Origin of the sequence: Chitinophaga sedimenti, assembly GCF_023156195.1 — a bacterium.
Lineage (GTDB): Bacteria > Bacteroidota > Bacteroidia > Chitinophagales > Chitinophagaceae > Chitinophaga > Chitinophaga sedimenti.
Genome location: NZ_JAKUKA010000001.1, coordinates 3083278 through 3101026, shown reverse-complemented (window position 1 = coordinate 3101026; position 17749 = coordinate 3083278). Strand labels below are relative to the sequence as shown.

At 49.8% G+C, this 17749-nt stretch carries 19 protein-coding genes and 1 pseudogene; 12 read left to right on the top strand and 8 right to left on the bottom strand.

Annotation, left to right across the window (positions count from 1 at the left end; genetic code table 11):
• The first annotated feature begins 96 nt into the window (after nucleotides 1-96).
• The 4 genes and pseudogenes from MKQ70_RS17620 (at nucleotide 97) to MKQ70_RS17590 (ending at nucleotide 3823) form a co-directional block, all read left to right on the top strand.
• Nucleotides 97-963 carry a hypothetical protein gene (locus MKQ70_RS17620; protein ID WP_248072958.1) on the top strand — a complete coding sequence of 289 codons (867 nt, stop codon included), beginning with the start codon at nucleotides 97-99 and terminating at the stop codon, nucleotides 961-963.
• A pseudogene (locus tag MKQ70_RS42335) lies at nucleotides 942-2354 on the top strand (GH92 family glycosyl hydrolase). Before MKQ70_RS17620 ends, MKQ70_RS42335 begins: the two are co-directional and overlap by 22 nt.
• A 47-nt stretch (nucleotides 2355-2401) precedes the next feature.
• Nucleotides 2402-2893: a DUF4240 domain-containing protein gene (locus MKQ70_RS17595; RefSeq protein WP_248072954.1), complete on the top strand. Its 492-nt coding sequence runs from the start codon at nucleotides 2402-2404 to the stop codon at nucleotides 2891-2893.
• A gap of 135 nt (nucleotides 2894-3028) precedes the next feature.
• Nucleotides 3029-3823, top strand: a complete 795-nt coding sequence (locus tag MKQ70_RS17590) for an SDR family NAD(P)-dependent oxidoreductase (RefSeq protein ID WP_248072952.1) — start codon at nucleotides 3029-3031, stop codon at nucleotides 3821-3823.
• A 1249-nt stretch (nucleotides 3824-5072) separates the two neighbouring features.
• Here MKQ70_RS17590 and MKQ70_RS17585 read toward each other — a convergent pair.
• Nucleotides 5073-5471 carry a sensor histidine kinase gene (locus tag MKQ70_RS17585; RefSeq protein ID WP_248072949.1) on the bottom strand — a complete coding sequence of 133 codons (399 nt, stop codon included), beginning with the start codon at nucleotides 5469-5471 and terminating at the stop codon, nucleotides 5073-5075.
• 7 nt (nucleotides 5472-5478) lie between these two features.
• Nucleotides 5479-6456, bottom strand: coding sequence for a sensor histidine kinase (locus tag MKQ70_RS17580; protein WP_248072946.1), 978 nt, complete (start codon nucleotides 6454-6456; stop codon nucleotides 5479-5481).
• A gap of 248 nt (nucleotides 6457-6704) precedes the next feature.
• Between MKQ70_RS17580 and MKQ70_RS17575 the strand changes: the two genes are divergently transcribed.
• From MKQ70_RS17575 to MKQ70_RS17565, 3 genes are read left to right on the top strand one after another with little or no spacing between them, the layout of a single operon-like run.
• Nucleotides 6705-7589 (top strand): bile acid:sodium symporter family protein, encoded by an 885-nt coding sequence (locus MKQ70_RS17575; RefSeq protein ID WP_248072944.1) that lies wholly within the window; start codon nucleotides 6705-6707, stop codon nucleotides 7587-7589.
• Nucleotides 7590-7626: 37 nt separating this feature from the next.
• The gene (locus MKQ70_RS17570; RefSeq protein WP_248072941.1) at nucleotides 7627-8430 is read left to right on the top strand and encodes a L,D-transpeptidase scaffold domain-containing protein; all 804 of its coding nucleotides are present in this window, start codon (nucleotides 7627-7629) and stop codon (nucleotides 8428-8430) included.
• Entirely contained in the window at nucleotides 8331-9239 is a 909-nt protein-coding gene (locus tag MKQ70_RS17565) for a L,D-transpeptidase family protein (protein ID WP_248072938.1), read from the top strand. The genes MKQ70_RS17570 and MKQ70_RS17565 overlap by 100 nt, the downstream gene beginning before the upstream one ends.
• 71 nt (nucleotides 9240-9310) lie before the next feature.
• On the opposite strand, the gene MKQ70_RS17560 is transcribed toward MKQ70_RS17565, so the two are convergent.
• Both MKQ70_RS17560 and MKQ70_RS17555 read right to left on the bottom strand, forming a co-directional pair.
• Nucleotides 9311-9847 (bottom strand): murein L,D-transpeptidase catalytic domain family protein, encoded by a 537-nt coding sequence (locus MKQ70_RS17560; RefSeq protein ID WP_248072935.1) that lies wholly within the window; start codon nucleotides 9845-9847, stop codon nucleotides 9311-9313.
• Nucleotides 9810-10067 (bottom strand): hypothetical protein, encoded by a 258-nt coding sequence (locus tag MKQ70_RS17555; RefSeq protein WP_248072932.1) that lies wholly within the window; start codon nucleotides 10065-10067, stop codon nucleotides 9810-9812. Before MKQ70_RS17555 ends, MKQ70_RS17560 begins: the two co-directional genes overlap by 38 nt.
• 364 nt (nucleotides 10068-10431) lie before the next feature.
• On the opposite strand from MKQ70_RS17555, the gene MKQ70_RS17550 reads away from it, so the two are divergent.
• The 3 genes from MKQ70_RS17550 to MKQ70_RS17540 all read left to right on the top strand — a co-directional run bounded on the left by MKQ70_RS17550 (nucleotide 10432) and on the right by MKQ70_RS17540 (nucleotide 12027).
• Nucleotides 10432-11283 carry a S10 family serine carboxypeptidase-like protein gene (locus MKQ70_RS17550; RefSeq protein WP_248072929.1) on the top strand — a complete coding sequence of 284 codons (852 nt, stop codon included), beginning with the start codon at nucleotides 10432-10434 and terminating at the stop codon, nucleotides 11281-11283.
• 70 nt (nucleotides 11284-11353) lie between these two features.
• The gene (locus tag MKQ70_RS17545; RefSeq protein ID WP_248072927.1) at nucleotides 11354-11581 is read left to right on the top strand and encodes a hypothetical protein; all 228 of its coding nucleotides are present in this window, start codon (nucleotides 11354-11356) and stop codon (nucleotides 11579-11581) included.
• Nucleotides 11572-12027 carry a hypothetical protein gene (locus tag MKQ70_RS17540; protein ID WP_248072925.1) on the top strand — a complete coding sequence of 152 codons (456 nt, stop codon included), beginning with the start codon at nucleotides 11572-11574 and terminating at the stop codon, nucleotides 12025-12027. The genes MKQ70_RS17545 and MKQ70_RS17540 overlap by 10 nt, the downstream gene beginning before the upstream one ends.
• On the opposite strand, the gene MKQ70_RS17535 is transcribed toward MKQ70_RS17540, so the two are convergent.
• The 4 genes from MKQ70_RS17535 to MKQ70_RS17520 all read right to left on the bottom strand — a co-directional run bounded on the left by MKQ70_RS17535 (nucleotide 11969) and on the right by MKQ70_RS17520 (nucleotide 16859).
• Nucleotides 11969-12919: a sensor histidine kinase gene (locus MKQ70_RS17535; RefSeq protein WP_248072922.1), complete on the bottom strand. Its 951-nt coding sequence runs from the start codon at nucleotides 12917-12919 to the stop codon at nucleotides 11969-11971. The genes MKQ70_RS17540 and MKQ70_RS17535 overlap by 59 nt on opposite strands.
• Before the next feature lie 74 nt (nucleotides 12920-12993).
• On the bottom strand, nucleotides 12994-15384 hold the full coding sequence (locus tag MKQ70_RS17530) for a response regulator (RefSeq protein WP_248072920.1): 2391 nt from the start codon (nucleotides 15382-15384) through the stop codon (nucleotides 12994-12996).
• A gap of 5 nt (nucleotides 15385-15389) precedes the next feature.
• Nucleotides 15390-15725 carry a response regulator gene (locus MKQ70_RS17525; RefSeq protein WP_248072918.1) on the bottom strand — a complete coding sequence of 112 codons (336 nt, stop codon included), beginning with the start codon at nucleotides 15723-15725 and terminating at the stop codon, nucleotides 15390-15392.
• Nucleotides 15726-16031: 306 nt separating this feature from the next.
• Nucleotides 16032-16859, bottom strand: a complete 828-nt coding sequence (locus MKQ70_RS17520) for a tetratricopeptide repeat protein (RefSeq protein ID WP_248072917.1) — start codon at nucleotides 16857-16859, stop codon at nucleotides 16032-16034.
• Between the two features lie 242 nt (nucleotides 16860-17101).
• On the opposite strand from MKQ70_RS17520, the gene MKQ70_RS17515 reads away from it, so the two are divergent.
• Together MKQ70_RS17515 and MKQ70_RS17510 are read left to right on the top strand one after the other, a co-directional pair.
• The gene (locus MKQ70_RS17515; RefSeq protein WP_248072916.1) at nucleotides 17102-17380 is read left to right on the top strand and encodes a hypothetical protein; all 279 of its coding nucleotides are present in this window, start codon (nucleotides 17102-17104) and stop codon (nucleotides 17378-17380) included.
• A 16-nt stretch (nucleotides 17381-17396) separates the two neighbouring features.
• Nucleotides 17397-17723 carry a hypothetical protein gene (locus tag MKQ70_RS17510; protein ID WP_248072914.1) on the top strand — a complete coding sequence of 109 codons (327 nt, stop codon included), beginning with the start codon at nucleotides 17397-17399 and terminating at the stop codon, nucleotides 17721-17723.
• The last annotated feature ends 26 nt before the right edge of the window (nucleotides 17724-17749 follow it).

Here is a 17749-nt window from a genome sequence, read left to right as displayed (position 1 = left end):
ATTTTTTTATGCCGCTACGTTCATCACAAAAATGTGCAGGTTGTTTAATACTGATATTATCTTCCGCCCGGATTGATATGATCTAAACGATTTTGCATGAACCTGAAACCACTCGCTTTTCTCCTGCTCCTGGCTACAACGGCCAGTGCACAGAAATCCCTGGTCCAATACGCCAGCACTTTGCAGGGTACGAATTCCGAATTCGCCCTCAGTTACGGAAACACACATCCATCTACCTGCCTGCCCTTTGGCATGCATGCCTGGTCGCCACAAACCGGTAAAAACGGCAACGGCTGGAAGTACCAGTACAAAGCCAATACGATCCGCGGTTTCCAGCAAACGCACCAGTGCAGTCCATGGACGCTCGACTATGCCGTGTTCTCTCTTTTCCCGGAAACCGGTGAGCTGGTGGTAAATGAAGATAAACGCGCCAGCAAATTCAGTCATGATAACGAAACGGCGCATCCGCATTATTACAAAGTCACTTTCGATAATAAGATCACCACAGAAATAGCGCCCACCGAAAGGGGCGCGCACCTGCGCTTCAGTTTCCCGTCGGGGCAGGCCGCATTTTTAGTGTTGGATGGATATGATAAGCTGAGCGGCGTGACCATCGATCCGAAACAGCGCCGCATTACAGGTTGGGTGAATAACGGCCGTTACATCCCTAAAAACTTCCGCAATTACTTTGTGCTCACGTTCGATCAGCCCTTTGAAGATTACGGCGCCTGGGACAATGTGAGCAACGAGGTAAAGACGCGGCAGTCCAGCCACGAAGGTAAAGGCGCGGGCGCCTATATCCGCTTTAAAAAAGGCGCAAAGGTGCAGGTGAAAGTGGCATCATCCTATATCAGCGATGAACAGGCGCAGCGTACGCTGGAGCAGGAACTGAAAGGGAATTTCGATGCTACGAAAGCAGCTGCCGAAAAACATGGAACACCCTGTTCGGCCGCGTATCCGTAGAAGGAAGCGAGGAAGATAAAGCGACTTTCTATTCCTGCCTGTTCCGCGCCAACCTCTTCTCCCACCAGTTTTTTGAATATGGGGCAGATGGAAAGCCTTACTACTATAGTCCCTACGATGGACAGGTACATAACGGTTATATGTACACGGACAATGGCTTTTGGGACACGTTCCGCGCACAGTTTCCTTTAAATACCATCCTGCATCCCGAAATGGAAGGCCGCTATATGCAGGCGCTGCTCGATGCGCAGGCACAGTGCGGCTGGTTTCCTGCGTGGTCGTTTCCCGGCGAGGGCGGTAGTATGGTGGGCAATCACGCGATCTCCCTGTTAACAGACGCCTGGGTAAAAGGCATCCGCACCTTCGACCCGAAAAAGCACTGGAAGCCTACTGGCACGAGGCATCTAATAAAGGTCCATGGGGCCCGGCCAACGGTCGCGAAGGCTGGAAGGACTACTACCAATTGGGCTACGTATCGTTCCCCGGTCCTTACGGCGCGGTATCCGAAACGCTGGAGTATGCCTACGACGACTTCTGCGCGTACAACCTGGCGAAAATGACGAACCAGCCCTTTTACGAACAACTGTTCGCCCGCCAGATGTACAATTACCGCAACGTATATGATTCCGTATCCGGCTTTATGCGCCCCCGCAAAGCAGATGGCAGCTGGTATGGCCCCTTTGATCCGTTCGAATGGGGTGGCCCTTACGTAGAAGGCAACGCCTGGCACTGGCTGTGGTCTGTTTTCCACGACACCCGGGGGCTTGTTGATCTCGTGGGGGAGAAGAACGTTTCGCCGCCCGCCTCGACTCGGTGTTCTCACTTTCCGATTCTGTGAACGTGGGTTCCTACAAAGGCATGATCCATGAAATGAAGGAAATGGTGGTGGCAGGCCTGGGGCAGTATGCACATGGCAACCAGCCCATTCAACATATGATTTACCTGTATAACTACGTGCGGCAGCCCTGGAAAGCCCAGTACCATGTACGGAACGTAATGGCCAAAGTGTACAGCGCAGGCCCCAATGGCTACCCGGGCGACGAAGACCAGGGACAAACATCTTCCTGGTATGTATTGAGCGCACTGGGACTATATAGCGTTTGTCCGGTACCGACCAGTACGTGATTGGCAGCCCTGTTTTTAGCAAAGCGGGCATCAGCCTGGAGAACGGCAAAAAGTTTGTAATAGAAGCGGTGAATAACAGTAAGAAGAACGTGTATATTCAGTCGGCCACCCTGAACGGCGCGCCATATACTAAACATTACATTACGCACGGCGATATCACGGCAGGCGGAAAACTGGTGTTGCAGATGGGGCCGGAACCGAATACCAGCAGGGGATTGGCGGAATCGGACAAGCCGTTTTCGCTGACAAAGGCAACTGGATTTTGACCACTTACGGCTAAAATTATATCTTGCAGTCAATAGTAACAGAAATTATGGATCAGAAACAGTTTTGGCAGGTCATTGAATCCGCCTGGGACGAGCACCCCGAGGCTAAAGCATTGCGCACGAAAGCGCTGGAGGAAAACGATGTGGAAGATATCATCACCCTTGGCGACGAGGTAGCCGATAATATTGCCGACGCGTTAACAGAGAAATTGTACGAACTGGAAAAAGAGGAGCTGGAAGGATTTATCCTGAATATGGAAGAACGCCTGCACCACATCGACCGCCGCGACATCCGGGCACGCACCGATGGTTCTGACGATGGTTTCCTGTACTGCCGCTGCTTTATTGTAGGCATGGGCGAAGCATACTATAACAAAGCCGACAAAGATCCGGAAATATTGTATTCAGACGTAGAGGCAGAAGGCATCGGGTTTTTAGCCTACGGTGTATATGCAGACCGCTACGATATGGACTTTGAACGCAACTCACAACATAACATTGCATCCGGCTCCAATAAAGCCGGCTGGAAGAAAAAATAAATGACGAACTGCTTTGCCACCCCGGCAAAGCAGTTTTGTTTTACCCCTATCAGATTTGTGATACCTCCCCATCAGTTGTATTATTTCAGGAATACTATAAACTACTTCAACTTTGTAAAGCATAAATGAATAGCCATGGATCTGAAATTAAAAGGAAAAACCGCCTTTGTGAGCGGTTCCACACAGGGAATTGGATTTGCGATCGCCAGGCAGTTGCTGGAAGAAGGCGCTATCGTGACCATTAACGGCAGGAAACAGGAGCGGGTAGACGAATCGGTAGCACGACTGAAAGAACTGGTGCATGGCGCCAGTGTAAACGGTATTGCGGCAGACTTTTCCCGCAGGGAAGATGTGAGCAAATTGATCGCACAGCTGCCGGATGTAGACATCCCGGTGAACAACGCCGGTATATTTGAACCCAAAGCCTTTACGGATATTACGGACGAAGAGTGGTTGCGTTTCTACGAAGTGAATGTGCTGAGCGGCATCCGCCTGGCGCGCCATTACTTTCCTAAAATGATAGGTAAAAACTGGGGACGCATCATCTTTATTTCCAGCGAATCGGCCATCCACATACCGGAAGAAATGATTCATTACGGCATGACCAAAACAGCACAACTAGCGGTAAGCAGGGGACTGGCCGAGCTGACGAAAAATACGGGTGTAACGGTCAACTCCGTGTTACCCGGACCTACCCGCTCCGAAGGTGTGGAGGAATTTATCAAACAACTGGCGGAAACCCAGGGGCAAACGAAGGAGCAGGCGGAAGCCGACTTCTTTAAAACCGCGAGGCCCGGCTCACTGATCCAGCGTTTTGCCGATGTGAACGAGATCGCCAGCCTGGTGACCTATGTGGCGAGCCCGTTATCCGCGGCCACCAATGGCGCGGCGCTTCGGGCCGACGGCGGACTGGTGCGGTCTATCATCTAAATTTGCCTGCATTGATAAAAATAGTAACGGCAGGCGGTATCGCCTGCCGTTACTATTTTCCAACTTATCGACACATTCTGGCGATCCGTCTACATCCCGTTCGCCGCCATGCGCGGAAGTACTACTTTCACCCAAGCAATATGTTTAGATAAGTTGTTTATACCAAACAAGGAAACAGCCCCGTCAATTTCTATTGACGGGTTTTTTTGTATAATTTAAGTATACAATATACTAGATGTTAATTCTACTAGGGTCGCTGAATAGCCCCAAAAATACATTTGGTTTCCACACCTGTTAGCAACTTTTAAAGGCTCCTCACATCTACTCTTCTTAAATTTGTTAGATAATGATAAATACCCCGTCCCCAAAAGTCGAGGTTATAGATATAAAGTTTGTAGAGATATGTATTCTGTGAGGTTGTAATAGCAATGTTATTATGTTCTTCGGACTCCGCTGTTACAATTCGCAAAAACTGTCGATAAAAATTAGCCCCATTAGAGGCGCCTGGCTATTTGTTAATGATTTGGACAATATGGATTTGCCGACTATATTTGCCGAACCATACGAACTAGTAGTGTTAAACTTCGATAACTAAAATGTTTTAGGAGTATGGCTCACTAGAAGAAAAAAATTAAAGCCCGGTGTCTGTCTAAACGCCTGGGCTTTTAAATTTTTGCAAAGAGTGCAAACACCTAAGCCACCAGGGTGTAAGTTGGTGGCAACAGTTTTCACTACAATTGATGTTCGTATGGTAATGAACAACAATGAATGTCCTTGCAATTGCGCAGAGGGTTGGGTGTTTACGCCTTACATAACCACGAAAAGTGGTAAAAGGGTTTGGCATCCTGAGGGAAAGAAGTACAAATTCCCTTGTCGCTGCTGCAATAAATAGGAAGGACAATTGAGGAGTTCCACATGCCTTAGACAAGTAGTGACGTCGTTAGTAATAGAGGACGACCGGTGACGTCGGAGCCGGAATACCGACAGTTTAAACCAAAGCTTAGCCTCTGGCAGGGTGCCTCCTGACCAGGGGCTTTGTTATTTAACTTTGCAAAGGTCGAAATTGTTATCTCAAAATGCAAACCTAGAACACTCAACAGGAAATTAAATTACAGTTTCATGATATTTTTAGAATTGTTAACATCTGTATCGCTATGGTTTATTTTAAATAATTAATCACCGGCTGATTTCACAAGTTAATCTTATCATGGATAAAAGACATGCTTATTCAAATCATGTTTTTATCCACCTAGATGTGCTTATTACCGATGTTCAATTGCTGTTCGGCCAGCTTCGCGAGTTTTCCCTGCGGCAGTGCGAGGAAGAAGGTGGTGCCTTCGTTGGGGGCGGTTTCGTACCAGAGCCTGCCGTGCAGCAGTTCTGTGAGTTCTTTACACAACATCAATCCTAAACCAATACCTTTTTCATTATTGGTGCCGTAGGTAGAGCGGGAGTTCAGCGTGAATAATTTTGCTTCCTGCTCCAGCGTCATACCAATGCCATTGTCTTTAACACGCAGCAGGCATTCGCCTTCTTTGTTGATGGTGTTAATTTCTATTAAACCGCCTTCGGGCGTAAATTTGATAGCGTTGTTAATGAGATTGCGCACGATCAGTTCCAACATGTTGAGGTCCGTGCGCACGATCATGTTCGGATCAATTTCCGTAATGATCCGGCAATTCTTTTTTGCGGGCAAGGAGGGATTGCACGCTCAGTACCCTTTCCACCAGGTTATTGATGTGCACTTCGGTAAAGTTGAAGTTTACCCCCGATATCTGGCTTTTGGACCAGGTGAGCAGGTTGCTCAGCATATTGGCGGTATTGCGCGTCATGATGAGCAATCCTTCCGCAAGTTTCTTCTGATCGGCTTCGGGCAGGTCAAATTCAGCCAGCAGTTCCAGGGAGCTGAGGATGGAATGCAACGGACTTTGCAGGTCGTGCGAGATGATGGAAAACAGCTTGTCTTTCTTATGGTTCAGTTCATCCAGGTTCGTGTTCTGGTGAACAATATGTTTGTTCTGTAGGGCAATCTTATCGGCCCGTTCTTCCGCTGTTTGCTTTTCCTTTTCCCAGTTGTTGCGCAGGTAGTTCGTGATGAGGTATACGCAGATCAGTGTAACAAGATAACTGCTGAGGATATCGATGTAACGCTCCTGGCGATTGTTGTAATTATCGGGGATGAGGTGCGGGTAGAGATATTCCACCGTCAGCATCATTGCTGGCAGGGCCAGGTGCAGTACGGCCCAGAGGTAATGTGTGCGGCGCGGTGTAAATGCAACGAGTAAATTGAATGTAAGGAAAAACAGCAGCATAATCGGGCCCAGGCTGCCGGAGTTATAATAAAATGTAACGCCGAGCACCGGGTAACTGGCCGCGATGTAGGCCACTGTACCAAACTTATATCGTTTCTGAAAACGCGAGCAGTAGTAAAAGATACATTGCAGCAAGAGCAGTACCATAATGGCAACCGACACCTCCCGCAACCCGATAGCCAGGTTGAAGGGGAGCAGGATACAGAGGATCAGTAGTGTCAATATGCTGATCGAGTTGAAGGCCCTGTTTTGTCGGGAAAATTCACTGCTGTCGCCAATCAGCTGATTCCACGTAGGTAATCGGGATGGTAGTTTCGCCAAATACTTTCTTTTTATAGAGATGACACAAAGTTCTTGTATTTTGCGATAGGATAGTGTAACACTAATGTGTGAGGTCGTGCCGCTATTGTGTTAAATTATAATGATCTAGGTATGGAAAAGGGACTGTTGGGCCGCGTTGGCGGTACTTTGAAAAAGGTTGGACTGGATACGTTTGTGCTGTTGCTGGTGGCAATGATATTATTAGCGAAGTTATTTCCGCAGCCCGGTACGGGCGACGGGCCCCGCAGTTGCCTGCCATTGCGGGGTATGGTGTATCGCTCATTTTCTTCTTTTACGGACTGCGGTTAAGTCCCGCCAAGTTAAAGGCCGGCCTGGGGAACTGGAAACTGCACCTGGTCGTGCAACTCAGCACGTTCCTGTTGTTCCCGCTGATCGTGCTGGCCGTGCGCCCGCTGTTCATGTCGGGCGGCAACGAACTTACCTGGCTGAGTATTTATTTCTTGGCGGCGCTGCCGTCTACCGTTTCTTCCTCGGTGGTGATGGTGTCTATCGCCAATGGTAATATGCCGGCTGCTATTTTTAACGCCAGTATTTCCAGCCTGATGGGGGTGTTTTTAACGCCGTTGCTCATGTCGCTGGTAACGGCCACTTCCGGTGGCGGCGATATGGACCTGGGTGCTATTATGGGCAAATTATGCTTGCAGGTATTGCTGCCCGTAGTACTGGGCCTCCTGCTTAACGGCCGTTTCGGCGCTTTCGCTGAAAAACATAAAACTACGCTCAGGCAGATGGACCAGGCCGTGATCCTGATGATCGTATACACCGCCTTTTGTGAGAGTTTTGAGAATGGTGTGTTTAATGGCTTCAAAGCGTTGGACATCGTATTAATAGGCCTGGGAATGGTATTACTCTTCTTTGTCGCCTTTGGGTTAATTACCCTGCTTTGTAACTTATTGCGCTTTAACCGGGAAGACCGTATAACGGCGGTATTCTGTGGTTCTAAAAAGTCGTTGATACACGGTACCGTCATGTCGAAGGTATTATTTGCCCACACGCCGGATGTAATTGGCATTATGTTACTACCGTTGATGTTATACCACGCCTTACAGATCATTTTCGCCAGCGCCATTGCCCAGCGTATGGGGCGCAAAGCCTTGGCTGCACAAGGTTAAGCCTGCTCAGGCATGTGATTTGTTTACAAGATGCGGTATGAAACAAATACTGACCATATCGCTTGGCCTTGTTTTACTGGCCGCCTGCAACAACAGCAGCACGAAAAGAGATCCGGGTGCAAAGGAATCTATTGTACCCCGTAACACCGCTATCACACCGGCAAATGCCTATAATGATATTTTCCTCGACAGTATGGCGATGGAAAAGTACATCGGTACCGCCAAGCTGAACGATACCGTCGCCAATGCGATGAGAAGTTTCTACAATGCGCGCAATTACCAGTTTGCCTGGTTTTCGTCGCATGGGCTGGCCGAACAGGCGCTCGGGTTCCGCAGTTTATACGACTACAGTAAGGACAGTACAGAAAGCAAAGCCCTTGAAGCCAAACTGGACGATCTCGTGGGAGAGGACAGCATTGGTGTAAGTCCAACCGATGCGGGTTTTATTAAAACCGAATTACAGCTCACACAACGGTTATTACAATACGCCGAAAAGACTTTCGAAGATGAGAATATCCGCCGCGAGCAGCTGGCATATTTCATCCCCATCAGCAAAAATAAAATACTTACCATGGCCGATAGCATCCTGGCGGATAAAGATAACCGCCGGTATGCCCGCAGCAATGAAAACTATGGCCAGTTAAAGGAACAGCTGCAACGTTACCGTGAAATTGCGCAGAAAGGCGGTTGGCCAGCTGTGGAAGCCGCGCCGAAAAAGCGCTTCAAAAAAGGTGACCAGGTGTGGAGATACAGCAGATCCGCAAACGTTTGTCCGTTACCGGTGAACTGCCTGCTGCCGACACCTCCGCTTTGTTCGACGACGCCCTGGAAAGTGCGGTGAAGGTATTCCAGCAACGACATGGTTACAGCGGCAGCGGTGTGATCAGCGATACACTCATCCGCCAGATGAACGTGCCGGTACTTACCCGCATCCAGCAATTGCTGATCAACATGGAGCGCGTACGCTGGCTGCCCGTTAGCCCCGAAGGGCGACTAATCGTGGTAAACATTCCCGAGTTTATGTTGCATGCGACCAACAACGGTAAAAAGGAATTTGATATGCCGGTTGTAGTAGGGAAGGAGGGCCACAGCACCGTGAGCTTCTATGGCGACATGAATAACGTAGTATTCAGTCCCTACTGGAACGTTCCCGCGAGTATTGTGCGTAAGGAAATACTGCCCGCACAGGGCCGCAACGCCAATTATCTAGCCAATAATAATATGGAAGTAACCGGCGAACGCAATGGCTTACCGGTAGTACGTCAGAAACCCGGCCCCAAAAACTCGCTGGGACAGGTAAAGTTTCTCTTCCCCAACAGTTTCAACATCTACTTCCATGATACTCCGGCGAAAGATCTTTTTAAACGCGACAACCGTGCCTACAGTCACGGCTGTATCCGCCTCAGCGACCCGGTAAAAATGGCAAATTATGTGTTGCAGGATAACGGCGACTGGACCGCGGAAAAGATTGACAGCGCGATGAATGCCGGCAAAGAAAAATGGGTGAAGATCAAGGATCCGCTGCCGGTAATGATCACCTACTACACCGCCTGGGTGGACGAGAACAAGACTTTACATTTCAGGGACGATATTTACGGTCACGACAACGTAGTGGCGAAGAAGATGTTCGAAGACCCGCAAGGGGAGTAGGAACGCCTAAAAATAGCGGACGCGGTCCTGCAAATAGCCGGACCGCGCCTCCTTTAATAGCAAACCTGCTGCTACACTAATTTGGAAAAATTTATCAATTTGGATTTAGCCAGGTAACCTTTGTCGCGGCTGTATACAAACAGGCAGGACCCGTTGCTGATGGCTGAAATTACTTTCTTGTGTACGGCGGTAGGAATGGCGGGGCAACCCAGGCTGCGGCCAATGTAACCCTGGCTCTGCACCAGGCCTTCATTCACATAATCGGCGCAATGCATCACGATACCGCGCGACAGGGCGTTATCGTTAAAACCCTTTTCCTCACCGTTCAGGCGCAGCGAATAGCCATGTTCACCGGAGTAAGTGTTGCCGGTCACATAAAAGCCAAGGCTGCTTTTAAAGCTGTTGGGCGCATTGGAAAAGGAGGTGGCGTCGCCCTTCCCGGAATTTCTGCCGTGCGATACCGGGGTATTGAACAACAGTTTGCCATTTTCCAGGTCAATCACGAACAGGCGTTTTTTGCTGGAAGGCAGGCTGAAATCCACGATAGACAGTACGCCGTCGTTCTGGATTTTACCTTTCGCCGAGTTGCTCGTAGCCGGCCAGCGCATAATCGAAGGCCTCTTTGGACAAACCCGCAGAATCCAGCGAAAGTTGATCGTACAATGCCGCCATGGCGGACGCACGGGTGGTAACGGTGGTCGTTGTTTTAGTGGTTGTAGCTACAGCAGCGGATCTATTACCGTTGGAAGGTAAATGAGTAGCAACTACTAAAGTGGCAAGTGTGGCAGCAAAGATGGTCGGTTTGATTTTACGCAGGTTCAACTTCATGCAATAACAGATTGTTTGGTTAAAATTACGATACGGTTCTCTCTAAACTCCTGCTATTGCTTAAATATTGTTCCACAGGACGTTACAGCAGCGTTTTGGGCTATTTCTTAACAGTTTGGTGACGTTCATCTTAAAGAAATGTTAAAGAAAGTGCCTCCCTGTCAGTAAGTGTGACAATCATGCACTCAGCCGTGCCTGCCTATCTGACATCCTTTCGTCGTACACTGCAACCGCATCCCGCAACTAATCATTTTTTGGCCCGCGCTATCGAAATATTATCCTTTTCCTTCCTCTTATCCCAATTTTTGGCGAAATCTGCTTTAAACAGCCTACATTATGCCCCTATAACCAGCATCTAAATAGTATGTATAAAAATCTAATCCTTGCCTGCTTTGCCTGCGGCGCTTTGTTACAGGCGACCGCCCAGTCTAAACCAGAACCGAAACCCGAAGCGGGCGCCTCGCGCAGCCTTGATCTCGACCGCACCGTGATCACTACCAACAGCGTGGCGATTAAGGGCGTAAATGTGCCTTACAGGGCCGTTACAGGCACCATTCCCGTGTGGGATAATGAGAACAAGCCTATCGCAGGCGTATTTTTCACTTATTATGAAAGAACGGATGTAAAAGATAAAGACAGCCGTCCGCTCGTGATCTCCTTCAACGGCGGCCCCGGCACTTCCGCGGTATGGATGGAGATCGGTTATACCGGTCCCCGCATCCTGAAAGTAGACGACGAGGGGTATCCTATACAGCCTTATGGCATGAAGGACAACCCGAATTCCATCCTGGACGTGGCCGATATACTGTACGTAGATCCTGTGAACACCGGCTTTTCGCGCATGGCCAATAAGGACGTTGACCGCGGCCAGTTTTTCGGCGTGAACGAAGACATTCGTTATCTCGCGGAATGGATCAATACGTTTGTAAGCCGCTACAAGCGCTGGGCTTCTCCGAAGTTCCTGATCGGCGAAAGCTACGGCACCACCCGCGTATCCGGTCTCGCATTGGAACTGCAGAACGCGCAGTGGATGTATCTCAATGGCGTGGTGCTGGTGTCGCCTACAGAACTGGGCATCGAGCGTTCCGGCCCGGTAGAGGCGGCGCTGCGTATTCCTTATTTCGCGGCCACGGCATGGTATCATAAAAACAGGCGCCCGATCTGCAAAGCAAAGACCTGGAGCAGATGTTGCCCGAAGTGGAGGCTTTCACCATAAACGAACTGATCCCGGCCATCGCCAAAGGTCATACGCTCGAGGAGGCAAAGAAAAAGAACTTGCAGCTAAGATGGCACGTTATACCGGTCTGAAGGAAAGCGTAGTATTGCAGTTTAACCTGAATATCCCGTACGACTTCTTCTGGAAAGAGCTGCTGCGTGACCAGAGCTTCACCGTAGGGCGCCTCGATTCGCGCTACCGCGGCATCGACCGGCAGGATGCGGGGAGAGCCCGGATTACAATGCTGAACTCACTTCGTGGTTGCATTCTTTTACACCGGCCATCAACATGTATTTAAGAGATGAGCTGAACTATAAGACGGATATGAAATATTACATGTTCGGCCCGGTACATCCCTGGAACCGCAGCGGTGACCGCACCGCGGAAAATCTGCGCCAGGCCATGGCCCAGAACCCTTACCTGCACCTGCTGGTACAGTCGGGGTACTACGACGGCGCCTGCGATTATTTCAACGCGAAATACAACCTCTGGCAAATGGACCCATCCGGTAAACTGAAGGACCGTATGTCCTGGGAAGGCTACCGCAGCGGACACATGATGTACCTGCGTAAAGACGACCTGGTATCGAGCAACGAGAACCTCCGCAACTTTATAAAAAGGCGATCCCGAAACCGGGAACACCTGCGAAATATTAAAATAAAAAAGCCCGGCTGCCGGGGCTTTTTTATACTGGAAATATCATTTCAAACACAGCCCCTTCGCCCGGCGCTCCCCTGGCTATAATCACACCGCCATGGTTTTCCACGATCTTTTTACAAAGTGCCAGCCCGATGCCTGTTCCTTTATACCGCTGTTTATCATTCAACCGCTGGAAGATCACGAATATCTGTTCGGCATATTGTTGCTCAAACCCGATCCCGTTATCCGCAAACATCACTTTCACGTAATTCCTGGCCGCATCCAGCTGTGGATATAAGGCCACCTCTCCGGCAGTAACCGGCATGGACCGCAGGCTGATGACAGGCTGCTCCTTATCCGCAAACTTCAGCGCATTGTTCAGCAGGTTGGCAAACAATTGCTGCAATTGAGAAGGGATACCCTGTATCACCGGTAATCCCGATTGACGGACCACCGCTTTCTTCTGCTCGATCAACAGGTCAAAATCGGAAGTAACATGTTGCAGGGTTTTGTTCAGGTCTACGCTCACCAGTTGTTCCGGTGAGTTGCTCAGCCGGCTGTAGTGCAATACATCGCGTATGAGCGACGACATGCGGCGGGCCGATTCATGTATCTTTTCAAAGTATTTGTCTGCAATGGTTTTATCTTCCAGGTGATCTTTCAACAGCTCGGAGAAGACCTGTATTTTACGCAAAGGCTCCTGCAGGTCATGGCTGGCGATGTAAGCAAACTGCTCCAGCTCGTGGTTCGATTTGGTGAGCTGCACATTGGACTGGCGCAGTTCTTCGGTACGTTCCGTTACCGCGCGTTCGAGTTCTTCCGCACTACTTTGCGCCAGCTGTCTCGCCCTTACCAGGTCAGTAATATCCTGCGTCATCACGATAATATGTGTGATGTTTCCCTGTTCATCCGCCACGGGCTCATATACCGCGTTGTAATAAGCATTGTGCAGGAACATATCGCGCTGGTAAGTGATCATGCGCTCCGTTTCTACCACCCGTTTCCCGGTATGGAATACATCGCGCAGCTTCAGGTAAGGCGACTGCTCGCTGATTTCCGGGAATACTTCTATCAGCTTTTTATAACGTACTTTTCATGTGTACGGTTCCAGAAGTCGAGCATCTTGTCGTTCGCCAGTTCAATATATAATTCTGGTCCGCGGAAAATGGCCACGGGAAAAGGCGTATGGGAAAACAGGTTGCGAAGGTGTTGCTCTGTTTCCCGTCGTGTTGCCGCTATTTTAATCTGCGCCTTGATGCGGGCCTGCAGCTCGCGGGCCGAGAAAGGTTTTACGACGTAATCATCTGCGCCGATATCATAACCCTCGATACGGGCTTCTTCACCCGCGCGGGCAGAGAGGAGGATAACGGGTAATGCCGCCGTGGCAGGGTTTCCTTTTATCTTGTGCAGCAGTTCAATGCCGTCCATAACGGGCATCATGATATCGGACAATACCAGGTCCGGCGTTTCTTTTGCGATCAGCTCCAGCGCCTGTTCGCCGTTTGCTGCTACCGTTACGCGGTAGCCTTTCTGGAGCAGCCGGCTGATGTAATCGCGCATGTCCACGTTGTCGTCGACCACCAATATATGGGCGGGGGTGCCTTGTTGTTTTTCTTCGACGGGTTCAGCTCTCTCAGTGCCGGTAAGGCTCAATACTTCCTGCAGGTACATGTCCGGCAAAATGGATTCGTAGTCGCTGGCGGCCGTTTCTGCGATATGGCTGTCCGGCAGATGGGCGCGGCCTAACGGCAGGCGAACGGTAAACACGCTGCCTTCGCCTTCTTTACTGTTTACGTCAATTACTCCCTGGTGAAAACTTACTAATTCTTTTACCAGTGACAAACCGATGCCGGTACCTTCATGCGTACGCCCGTTCGCGTTCTGTATGCGGTGGAAACGTTCGAACATGCGTGGCAGCTCCGCTTCCGGGATGCCGATGCCCGTATCTGCTACCTTCAATACAGCCTGTGCGCCATCTGCTTCCAGCGAAACAGAGATGCGTCCTCTGAGGGTATATTTAAAAGCGTTCGATAATAGGTTTAATACGATCTTTTCCCACATCTGCTTATCAACGTATGCAGCCTGTGGCAGTGGTGCGCAACGCACCTCGTACTCCATGCCCGCATGTTCTACCGCAGCCCGGAAACTGCCGGCCAGGTCGGTGGTGAACTGTGATAAGTCTACCGGCGCGAATACCGCCTGCAACCGGTCCGATTCAATGCGGCTGAAGTCGAGCAGGGTATTCACCAAACGCAGCAGCCGCAAAGCGTTGCGGTGCGTGGAGGCAATGTTGGCGCGGTGTTGTTCCGGCAGTAATTGCTGCGGATCGTTCAATAATTCTTCGAGGGGACCTAACATCAATGTCAGCGGTGTCCGGAATTCGTGACTGATGTTGCTAAAGAAGGTTGTTTTAGCGCGGTCTAGTTCCAGCAGTGCTTCCGTCCGTTTGCGTTCTTCTTCGAACGTGCGCACATTCACAAGACTCGACGCGACCTGGTCGGCCACGAGTTTAAAAAAGCCAATATACCTTTCATCTGCCTGCCGGAAAGGACTAAGTCCCACGACCAGCGCAGCGAAGGGTAACTTTTGGCCGGCCTGCTGTACCGGCATAATCAATACCTTGTCCGGGCTTCTCTTCCAGAAACTGCCGGCAGGCAAAGGGCCGAATACTGCTGGTAAATCAGTTTTAATGATGTGCGTATGCTCCCTGCACATGTCGGCCAATCCCCATACGTCGGGCAGCTGCTCGCTTAGTCTTAGCTGCGTTGGCATCATACCCGCAGTTAGCTCCGTTGAGGTTTTTCCGGCGAGGTGTGCTACTGTGCATTCATTTTCAAAACGATAGATGGCTGCAAAGGGAAAGTCCTGTGGGTTTTGTTCCAATGCAGCTAACGTACGTTCATAAGTTTCTGCTTCGGTTTTTGCCTCCATGGTGCGGTTGCTGATTTCGCGAAGCGTGCGCATCTGCCGGTCGCCGGTAATGCGTTCGGTATCGTCCGAATTGGCGCAGATGATGCCCTGTGGCTGGCCATCATCGCCGGGCACGGGGCTGTAGGAAAAGGTGTAATAAGTTTCTTCGGGGTAGCCGTTGCGCTCCATGATAAGCAGTAATGCTTCATCATAGGTGCCTATATTTTTCCTGAGCGCCGTTTCTGCGCGGGGCCCAGACTCGTCCCATATCTCCGCCCACACCTGTCTGGCTGGTTGTCCCAGCGCATCGGGATGCTTACCGCCTACGATGGCTTTGTAAGCATCATTATAAAGATTGATCAGATCGGGCCCCCACCATACGAACATGGGTTGCGAGGACGTGAGGATGATGCGGACGCAGGTGCGAAGGCTCTGTGGCCAGGTATCTACTGGTCCCAGTGGGGTTGCCGACCAGTCTTTTCCGCGGATTAACTCGCCCAGTTCGCCGCCGCCGGTCAGGAAGCCCGGGATTGTCTGTTCGTTAGTGGTCATATTGACTAAGAGGGCTTTTTATATAGATTAATGACTTGTTCCGTGCGTTCAGACAATAGTTTGATGCTGGGGGCTTTTACAACATAATCCACCGCGCCGAGTGCTTTCGTTTCCTCCACATCATGCGATTCGGAGGAAGTGGAATAGATGATAAACGGTACGTTCGAAAGATGTTCCAGTTTTTTCATCTCGCGTAATAATTGTTTGCCCTGCATGCGTGGCATGTTCAGGTCAAGGAAAATGAAGTCGGGCAGAAAGTTCGCATCGGCCGACAGTTCCTTCAGCGCTTCAATGGCATCGTCGTAGGCGATGCAATGTACCTGTTTGTTCAAACGCTGCATGGCCATCGAAAAAAATTCGAGAGGTCATCGGCATCATCATCGATTAGCAGGCAGGTTAGTTGTCTCAAAGCTTTAAATGGTTTTCTTGTTATCGCCAAAAATAAAGGGCATTGTGGTATTTGTTCTACAAATATTTCCACAAGTCAATTCCCAACAATAAAAAGTAAATCACTTCATGGTTGGCTACAGTGCTGATAACGCATAGCGCCTACGCAACCATAACATATTCTATACCGGTTTCTGCTGAAATACAAAGGCAGCCCCGGCCGGGACTGCCTTTGTACAGTGTATGATGACCCCGTTGTGCTAAACGGTTTCTTCGAAAAGCTCCGGGAAGTTAGTGAAGAGATATTGATAAACGTCGCGTTTAAGAATGTGATCTTCCGGAATTTCCTCATCGATCATGTTGTAGCAGTGTACGCCGATCTTTTTGGCTTCTTCGCGGTCGCCCATTTCGAGGGTAACTTCGGAAAGGCTCCAGAAGTGCACACTGGTTTCGATGGGCGATACTTCTTCCTGTGCAAAGTCGGAGGCCAGTGTTTTTTTGATGAGCTCCAGTGCGGCAGGGTAATGCTGCAGTTTACGCTCGATCATGGCCAGCTGGTAGTAACTTTTGCCAAGCGAAGGATGTGTGTCTTCGTAGTGCGTTTTTTCGATCCCGATGTTTTGCTCAATAGCTGTTTTTGCGGCCTGGAGGTTGCCCAATTCATCTTCTGTAAGTGACAGGTGATAATAAAGGTTGGCGGTGCGCAGGTCGTTTTCGCCGTAACGGGCGATGATGCCGGGCAGGCTTTTTTCCACCAGCATTTTGGCGGCGGTGAAGTTACCAAGGTTATTTTCCACTGCCGACAGGTGATAGTAGATGTCGGACAAGTCCCGGGGCTGGCTGGAAGCAGATTCGAGTTCCAGTGCTTTGTACATCGTGGTACGGGCCGCTTCCAGGTTGTCCAGTGCCTTTTCCATGAGCCCGAGATTAAAATAATCATTGGCCAGGGAGGCTTCCGTGGGTGAGCTGTCCTCTTTCAGGTGGATGGCTTTGCGGAGGAATACAGCTGCTTCTTCCAGGTTGCCCATCTCCACTTCCAGGTTGGCCGCGTTAAAAAGTGCGCTGATCGTTGCGGTGTCGTTTTGCATCAGTAGTAGGTTTGAATAAAGCGGGTTTGTAACAACATGATGAAGTTACGAAATGCTGTCCGCTTAAGTTTATACAGGTTGAATAAATTATCCAGCCGCACAGTTTATGCCAGAATTTGCTTGCTGCTGCGTGTAAACCGCAAAAATAGACGATAAACGGATTTTAACACGTTTGTTATAATCTGATAAGATATAGTAAATTAATTAATGCTTAGTTTTGCCGCATAAACCTCATCAACAATATGAAACATTTTCCGACTGCAATGCTCCTGCTGCTGGCCGCGTCCCTGGCCCCGCAGCGCTCTTCTGCCCAAAAAATCAAACTCGTAAGTGGCGACATCGCCGCCTTTAAAAACATCGACACCCTCAACACGACCTTTACGTACGACGGTTTACAGGTAGGCAAAGAGGGCGATGAGCAGCACTACATCGACAAGAAAAAGCGGAATACAATAAAAAAGAAGCCGGTAAGGGCGATGCCTGGAAAAAGCCTGGAAAGACGACCGCAGCTCCCGCTATGAGCCCAAGTTCAACGAATTGTTCTCCAAACACTTCGATCACCCGGCCGGTAACTATAAAAGGGCAAAGTACACGATGATCGTGCATACTACGTTCATTGAGCCTGGTTTTAATGTAGGCGTCATGCGTAAATCCGCCCGCATCGATACAGAAATTACCCTGGTAGACGCGTCTAACAAAGAGCTGGTAAAGTTCACGGTAGACAACACCCCGGTGGCGATGCGATGGGTGTTGACTTTGACTCGGGCTGGCGTATTTCTGAAGCGTATGCTCTCACCGGTAAAGCGCTCGCTAAATTTATCAGCAAAAAGTAGATTAATATTTTTAAGTAGATTTGATTACTGAGCTCCGTGCCCTCCCGTTACACCGGG

Excerpts from the sequence above, each read along its gene's own strand:
- MKQ70_RS17555 (WP_248072932.1), bottom strand. The coding sequence starts at position 10,067 with ATGAAGTTGAACCTGCGTAAAATCAAACCGACCATCTTTGCTGCCACA.
- MKQ70_RS17525 (WP_248072918.1), bottom strand. The coding sequence starts at position 15,725 with ATGCAGCGTTTGAACAAACAGGTACATTGCATCGCCTACGACGATGCC.
- MKQ70_RS17590 (WP_248072952.1), top strand. The coding sequence starts at position 3,029 with ATGGATCTGAAATTAAAAGGAAAAACCGCCTTTGTGAGCGGTTCCACA.
- MKQ70_RS17540 (WP_248072925.1), top strand. The coding sequence starts at position 11,572 with ATGTATTTAAGAGATGAGCTGAACTATAAGACGGATATGAAATATTAC.
- MKQ70_RS17515 (WP_248072916.1), top strand. The coding sequence starts at position 17,102 with ATGAAACATTTTCCGACTGCAATGCTCCTGCTGCTGGCCGCGTCCCTG.
- MKQ70_RS17620 (WP_248072958.1), top strand. The coding sequence starts at position 97 with ATGAACCTGAAACCACTCGCTTTTCTCCTGCTCCTGGCTACAACGGCC.
- MKQ70_RS17530 (WP_248072920.1), bottom strand. The coding sequence starts at position 15,384 with ATGACCACTAACGAACAGACAATCCCGGGCTTCCTGACCGGCGGCGGC.
- MKQ70_RS17560 (WP_248072935.1), bottom strand. The coding sequence starts at position 9,847 with ATGCGCTGGCCGGCTACGAGCAACTCGGCGAAAGGTAAAATCCAGAAC.
- MKQ70_RS17520 (WP_248072917.1), bottom strand. The coding sequence starts at position 16,859 with ATGCAAAACGACACCGCAACGATCAGCGCACTTTTTAACGCGGCCAAC.
- MKQ70_RS17585 (WP_248072949.1), bottom strand. The coding sequence starts at position 5,471 with ATGATCGTGCGCACGGACCTCAACATGTTGGAACTGATCGTGCGCAAT.
- MKQ70_RS17595 (WP_248072954.1), top strand. The coding sequence starts at position 2,402 with ATGGATCAGAAACAGTTTTGGCAGGTCATTGAATCCGCCTGGGACGAG.
- MKQ70_RS17545 (WP_248072927.1), top strand. The coding sequence starts at position 11,354 with ATGGCACGTTATACCGGTCTGAAGGAAAGCGTAGTATTGCAGTTTAAC.
- MKQ70_RS17570 (WP_248072941.1), top strand. The coding sequence starts at position 7,627 with ATGAAACAAATACTGACCATATCGCTTGGCCTTGTTTTACTGGCCGCC.
- MKQ70_RS17550 (WP_248072929.1), top strand. The coding sequence starts at position 10,432 with ATGTATAAAAATCTAATCCTTGCCTGCTTTGCCTGCGGCGCTTTGTTA.